Raw genomic sequence first — 6,246 nt, 5'->3', positions numbered from 1 at the left:
GACAACGTCCTACGGGATTTCCTTCGGTCAAAAGTAACCAAAGAAAACGCCATGACTGTTTCGAGTCCAAGGCCACTATGGGGCGGAGCGTGCGCAGGGCTGCTCCGCACCGGCCCGCCCTGGCCTGGCTGCGCACGGCCCGCCTCCCTGCGGGCCGTCCTTCGGGGCTTGAGGGCGTTCTCGCGAGATCAATGCGGCGCCAAGCTGTTCACGGCAACTGCAACTGCAACTGCAACTGCAACTGCAACGGCAACGGCAACTGCAACGGCAACGGCAACGGCAACGGCAAGAGCCGCATCGCCGCTGTTGGGGTAGGAGCGGCGCGAGCCGCGACCGCCGAAGCCGTGCGATACCAGATGGGTTTTCGACGCTCGAACTTGCGGGAGACGTTTCCAGTGGGCCGAGCTTCGGCGGCATGAGTGTGCGTGCGAAAACGACGAAGGCCGCGGTTCGCGCCGCGGCCTTCGTCTGGCGTTTGCGGGCCGGGTCGTTCAGCGCTTGCTCTGTTGCGGCACGAACTCCTCGCGCACCGCTTGGCCGAGCAGGCCCGGCGGCAGCAGGCCCTGGTCGAGCAGGAAGTTGTTGAACTTGAGCCGGTCGAAGCGGTCGCCGAGCTTGAGTTCGGTTTCCATGCGCAGCTCCAGGATCCGGCTGTAGCCGTAGAAGTAGCTGCCGGCCTGGCCCGGTGCGTTGAACATGTAGCGGTCCAGTTCCTGCTTGGTCATCGCCTCGGAGAAGCCGACCTGCTCGGACAGCACCTTGCCGGCGCTGGCGCGGTCGGTCAGGCCGAGGTTGAGCATTGGGTCGAGGATGGCGCGGGCCGCGCGCAACAGGCGGAACTGCAGCGCGATCAGCTGACCGTCGAGCGGTTCGTACGGCACCATCTCGGCTTCGGCGTACAGCGCCCAGCCTTCGACGTTGACCGAGTTGAACGCGAACATGGTGCGCGCCAGCGACACGCCGCGCTCGACCATGGCGGTGAATTGCAATTCATGGCCCGGGCGGCCTTCGTGCGCGGACAGGGTCCAGGCCGCGGACTCGTAATTGAAATCGTCGTACTGCAACGCCTTGCCGCCGGGGCTGGGCACCGCCACGGGCAACACGAACTGGCCCTGCTGGCCGGTGTTGCCGACCAGCGGCGCGGGCAGGAAGTGCGGCGCCGGTTGCGCGGCGGACTCGGCCTCGCTGCCCAGGCGCATCACCATCGGCCGCTGCGGCACGTCGACGATCTGCTCCTTGCGGATGATCGGGTCGATCGCGTCGATGATCTTGCGGTAGCGCGGCTCGAGCTGATCGTTGGGGATGGTGTCCTGCTTCAACGCGCGGATCACCGCTACGTAATCGTGCGGGTCGGCCACCTTCAAGCCCTTGGCCTGGGCCACCAGCGGCGCGAGCTGGCGCATCGCTGCGCGGGTTTCCATGAACTCGACCTGGGCGCGGCGGATCAGCAGCTGCGGGTCGACGTCGATGCCGTACTGCTTGAGCGAATAGGCGTACAGCTCCGGCGGCAGGCGCGCGTCGCTGCGCGCCTTGGGCAGCACTGCCGTGCGGGTCCATTGGCCGTACTCGCGAAGCTCGGTTTCCATGGCCTTCAGCGCCGGCTCGGCGCCTTCGACCTTGTACTTCTCGAACAGCTTGCGGATGCCGGCGACGTAGGTGTCGACGTTACCCAGCGCCTGATCGACCTCGAGCTTGGTCGGTTGCAGCAGGTTCTTGTCGGCCAGGCGCTCTTCGTAGCGCTGGCGCGCCAGCACGGTCAGCGGCTGGCTGCCCGGGGCCAGGCCGACGTAGGCCTGCAGGCGTTCGAGCGCGCGGGCGCGGCGCTCCGGCGGGGTCTGGTCGGAGAGCAGGGCGCGCATGCCCGAGAACACCGTCTGCGGCGCATCGAACCACGGCAAGACCAGGCGTTCGTTGAGCGCGCTGCCTTCGATGTTGTCGCCGGCGGCCTGGATCAGGATCTCCAGGTCCTGGCGCACGTTGGGATCGCGCTCGGTCGCCAGCTTGGCCTGCAGCTCGCGCTTGGCCTCGGCCATCGCGGCGCGGAAACGCTTGCCGACCTCGGGTTTGAGGTCGCTGACCTTGTCGTCGTAGCCGGGCACGCCGAAGAACGACATCTGCTCGGGCGAGAACTGGCCCTGGGCCTTGATCAAGATCTGGGTGTATTCGTTGCTCTGGGTCACCCAGGCCGGGGCCGGCTTGGCGGCGGGAGCGGCCGCAGCGGGAGCGGCGTCGGCGGCGTGGGCGAGGATGGGCGCGGACAGCGCCAGGGCGACGGCGAGGACGAGCGGCTTCATGGGCGGTCCCGGTGGATGATTGCCGGCCAGCATCGGCGCTGGCCCGGTCCCGGCCAAGCGCCGAAGGTCATACGTGCGATGGCCCGCTCGTTTCCCCGCGCGAACCCCTGCAGGAACGGCGTCCCACGGGACTTGCTCCGGTCCTCAGCCGCGATCAACCGCGGCGCCGCACGCAAGCGCAGCCGTCGGAGCCCGGAGGCTTGGTTTCGTCATGGGCGAATTGGCTTCAGCAAGCTCCGCGGTATGTCACCGTTTCGATGGCCGCCGCTCGCGCCGCTCCCACAAGAGCAGCCCACCGCTTCTGCCAATCCCCAATCCCTAATCCCCGCCCTCAAGCAAATCGATGTTCTCGTGGCTGTCGTCGATATCGACCTGCATCACCCGGTAGTCCCAGGCGCGGTCGCGATAGGTGCCTTCGACTTGCACATCGGCCTTGCCGCGCGGACCGCGGACGAAGATGAACAACTGTGCGGCGCCGCCGTCCTTCTGCTCGACCGCGCCGAGGATGGTGCCGGTGGGTTCGATGGGCTGGCCCAGGGCGGCGATCGCGCGTGGGTGGGATTGAGTGCGCCGCATCGCCTCGCGGTAGGGCTCGGAGTCCTTCATCGACGACATGAACAGGTACATCATCCCCAGCCCCACCGCGCCCGACAACGCGATCATCAGCACTAGGCTGAGGATCAGCAGCAGGATCCAATGCCGCTGGACCCAGGGTTTTTCGGCGGCGCGGGCGGGGCGGGGAGCGTTCATGGCAGTCGATTCCGTTCGTTGCGTGGGCGTGTGGTCAGCGCTTGAGGCAGCGGTCGAAGAAGTCTTCGGTCAGGCGATAGCGATGCAGGGCATCGCGGCCGCGCAGCCCGTGCTTGGCGCCAGGATAGGTCATCAACTCGAACGGCTGGCCGCGCTGCTGCAGCGCGCTCATCAGCACGGTGGAGTTGCTGAACAGCACGTTGTCGTCGGCCATGCCATGGATCAACAACAACTTCGAGCGCAGGCCGTCGAGGTGTTCGAGCACGCGGCCTTCGCGGTAACCGTCCGGATTGTTCTTCGGCAGGTCCATGTAGCGCTCGGTGTAGTGCGTGTCGTACAGGCCCCAGTCGGTGACCGGCGCGCCGGCGGCGCCGCAGGCGTACTGGTCGCTGGCCTTGGCCAGCAGCATCAGCGTCATGTAGCCGCCGTTGGACCAACCGTAGACCCCGATCTTGGCGCCGTCGACCCAGGGCTGCGACTTCAGCCACTTCACCCCCTCCAGCTGGTCGGCCACTTCGACCGTGCCCTGTTGGCGGTACAGCGCGCCGCCGAAGGCCGCGCCGCGGCGCGGAGTGCCGCGGTTGTCGATCGAGAACACCACATAACCCTGCTGGGCCAGGTACTGGTTGAAGTCCGGCGTCCAGGTGCGCTTGACCGTCTGCGTGGCCGGGCCGCCGTAGACGTACACCACCACCGGATAGCGACGGGCCGGGTCGAAGCCGGTCGGCTTGATCAGGCTGTAATGCAGTGCGGTCCGGCCGTCGGCGGCCGGGATCGTGCCGAACTCGGTCGGCCGCTGCGCCGCGCGATAGGGCGCGAACGGATGCTCGGGGTCGGCGAGATCGTTGTCGATCAGCGCCGCGATGCGGCTGCCGTCGTTGCGGTAGAGCTCCAACTGCGGCGGCGTGGTCGGGTTCGACCAGGCGTCGACATAGACGCTGGCGTTGTCGGCGAAGCTCGGCGAGTGATAGCCCTCGGCCTGGGACACGCGCTCGATCGCGCCGCCGGCCAGCGGAACGCGGTAGATCTGACTGTCCAACGGCGAGTCCTTGCCGGCGGCGAAGTACACCTGGCCGGCGGCCTGGTCGACCGCCAGCAGGCTGTCCACCGGCCATTCGCCCGAGGTCAGCGCGGTGGCCTCGCGGCCGTCCTCGGACAGCAGGTACAGGTGCTCGTAGCCGCTGCGCTCGCTGTTCCACAGGATCCGGCCGTCCTTGAGGAAGCGCAGGTCGTTGTGCAGCGGCACCCAGGTCTTGCTGGTCTCGGTGACCAGCACGCGCTGCTTGCCGCTGCTCAGCTCGGTTTCGATCAGCTCCAGGGTGTGCTGGTCGCGCGACTGGCGCTGGAAGGTCAGGCGCTGCGGATCGCGCCAGTCGACCCGGGCCAGGTAGATGTCCGGGTTCTTGCCCAGGTCGACTTCGCGCGGCGCGCCGCCGCGGCGGCCGATCGGGGCGACGCGCAACGACACGCGCACGTTGGGGTCGCCGGCGGCCGGGTAGCGCTGTTCGATCACGTCGGTGCGGTCGGGGTAGACCTCGTAGCGTTTCTGGATCGGCACCGGGGATTCGTCGATGCGCGCATAGGCGATCGCCGAATCGTCGGGCGCCCACCAGTAGCCGGTATGGCGGTCCATTTCCTCGTCGGCGACGAACTCGGCCACGCCGTTGCCGATGGTGTCGCTGCCGTCGGAGGTGAGCCGGGTCGCCTTGCCGTCGGCGAGGTCGATCACCCACAGGTCGCGGTCGCGCACGAAGCTGACGTAGCCGCCCTTGGGCGAGAGCTTGGGATCGGTGGCGAAGCCCTCGCCGTGGGTCAGCTTGCGCACCGCGGCCTTGCCGCTCTTGCTCAGATCGTACAGGTACAGCTCGCCGCCGAGCGGAAACAGCAGACGCTTGCCGTCCGGCGACCATTGGTAGTCGACGATGCCCGACAGCGCGGCGATGCGCTGGCGTTCGCGGCGCGCTTTCTCGGCGTCGCTGAGCACTTCCTCGCCCGGCAGCACGTCGTCGGAATCGACCAGCAACCGGGTCTTGCCGCTGGCGATGTCGTAGGCCCACAGGTCGAGCCGGTTCTTGTCGCGCTGCTTGCCGCGTAGGAAACCGACCCGGCTGCCGTCCGGCGCGATCTTCGGCTTGACCAGGCTCGGCCCCGACAGCGGCGCGTCGCCGGTCAGCGCTTCCAGGGTCAGGCGGCCATCGCCGGCGGCCGGGGCGGCGGGAGCGGCGAGCACGGGGTTGGCGGTCAGCGACATGGCGAGCAGGCAGAAGGCGAGGCGGGACAGGCGCGGTTTCATGCGGGCGAAAGTTCCGGTGCGGGCGTAGAGCGCGCCGTCAGGGCGTCGGCGCGGGCGTGCCGAACAGATGCTTGCGCATCTCGTCGGTCATGGTCTTGTCGGCGCGGTACGCCTTGCCGATCTCGTAAGCGCGCGCGAAGGCCGGCCGCGCGGCCAGCGTTTCGTACCAACGCCGGACGTTCGGGTAGCGGGCCAGGTCGACGTGATGCCATTCGTGTTCGCGGGTCCAGGGGTGGCAGGCGAAATCGGCGATGCTGAGTGTATCGGCGGCGACGAACTCGCGCCCGGCCAGGCGCCGGTCCAGCACTCCGTACAGGCGCTCGGTCTCGCGTTGGTAACGGTCGATGGCGTACGGAACCTTTTCCGGGGCGTAGCGGTTGAAGTGATGGTTCTGGCCCAGCATCGGGCCGTAGCCGCCGACCTGCCAGAACAGCCACTCGGCGATCTCGACCCGGTCGCGCGCGGTTTCGCCGGCGTAGCGGCCGGTCTTTTCCGCCAGATACTGCAAGATCGCCCCGGATTCGAACACGCTCAGCGGCGCGCCGCCGCCGGCCGCGGCGTGGTCGACGATCGCCGGCATGCGGTTGTTGGGCGAAATGCGCAGGAAATCGGGCTTGAACTGGTCGCCGGCACCGATGTCGACCGGCTTGATCGAGTACGCCAGGCCGGCGCCGTCGGCGTTGGCTTCTTCCAGCAACAGGGTGATTTTGTGGCCGTTGGGGGTCGGCCAGTAGTGCAGGTCGATCATGGGGGATGACTCCGCTGGCAAAGGCCGCAGTGTAAGTGCGGTCCGGCGCGCGGGGCCGGCTTGCCGATGGAATTGCGTGTGCCGCCGGCCGCCCCCGGGGCGCCCCGACATGACGGCGGGCCTCGTCGCGGGCTACTCTTGGGCGCTGTATCTGTCTGATT

Annotated in this window: 4 protein-coding genes; all 4 read right to left on the bottom strand. The window is 68.2% G+C overall.

Annotation, left to right across the window (positions count from 1 at the left end; all coding sequences use genetic code 11):
• Positions 1-491: 491 nt before the first annotated feature.
• The 4 genes from TX83_RS03660 to TX83_RS03645 all read right to left on the bottom strand — a co-directional run bounded on the left by TX83_RS03660 (position 492) and on the right by TX83_RS03645 (position 6,085).
• The gene (locus TX83_RS03660) at positions 492-2,294 is read right to left on the bottom strand and encodes a DUF885 domain-containing protein (protein ID WP_064746571.1); all 1,803 of its coding nucleotides are present in this window, start codon (positions 2,292-2,294) and stop codon (positions 492-494) included.
• A 318-nt stretch (positions 2,295-2,612) separates the two neighbouring features.
• Complete coding sequence (locus tag TX83_RS03655; RefSeq protein ID WP_064746570.1) at positions 2,613-3,044, bottom strand: cytochrome c oxidase assembly factor Coa1 family protein; 432 nt, start codon at positions 3,042-3,044, stop codon at positions 2,613-2,615.
• 34 nt (positions 3,045-3,078) lie between these two features.
• Positions 3,079-5,295 carry a S9 family peptidase gene (locus TX83_RS03650; protein ID WP_064746579.1) on the bottom strand — a complete coding sequence of 739 codons (2,217 nt, stop codon included), beginning with the start codon at positions 5,293-5,295 and terminating at the stop codon, positions 3,079-3,081.
• A 79-nt stretch (positions 5,296-5,374) separates the two neighbouring features.
• On the bottom strand, positions 5,375-6,085 hold the full coding sequence (locus TX83_RS03645) for a glutathione binding-like protein (protein ID WP_064746569.1): 711 nt from the start codon (positions 6,083-6,085) through the stop codon (positions 5,375-5,377).
• Between the last annotated feature and the right edge of the window lie 161 nt (positions 6,086-6,246).

The organism is Lysobacter antibioticus HS124 (assembly GCF_000336385.2).
Taxonomy (GTDB): domain Bacteria; phylum Pseudomonadota; class Gammaproteobacteria; order Xanthomonadales; family Xanthomonadaceae; genus Lysobacter; species Lysobacter firmicutimachus.
Note: the sequence above shows the minus strand (reverse complement) of the source record. Positions and strands in the feature narration are given on the sequence as shown.

Coding starts and splice junctions, on each gene's coding strand:
- TX83_RS03660 (WP_064746571.1), bottom strand. CDS start 2,294: ATGAAGCCGCTCGTCCTCGCCGTCGCCCTGGCGCTGTCCGCGCCCATC.
- TX83_RS03655 (WP_064746570.1), bottom strand. CDS start 3,044: ATGAACGCTCCCCGCCCCGCCCGCGCCGCCGAAAAACCCTGGGTCCAG.
- TX83_RS03650 (WP_064746579.1), bottom strand. CDS start 5,295: ATGTCGCTGACCGCCAACCCCGTGCTCGCCGCTCCCGCCGCCCCGGCC.
- TX83_RS03645 (WP_064746569.1), bottom strand. CDS start 6,085: ATGATCGACCTGCACTACTGGCCGACCCCCAACGGCCACAAAATCACC.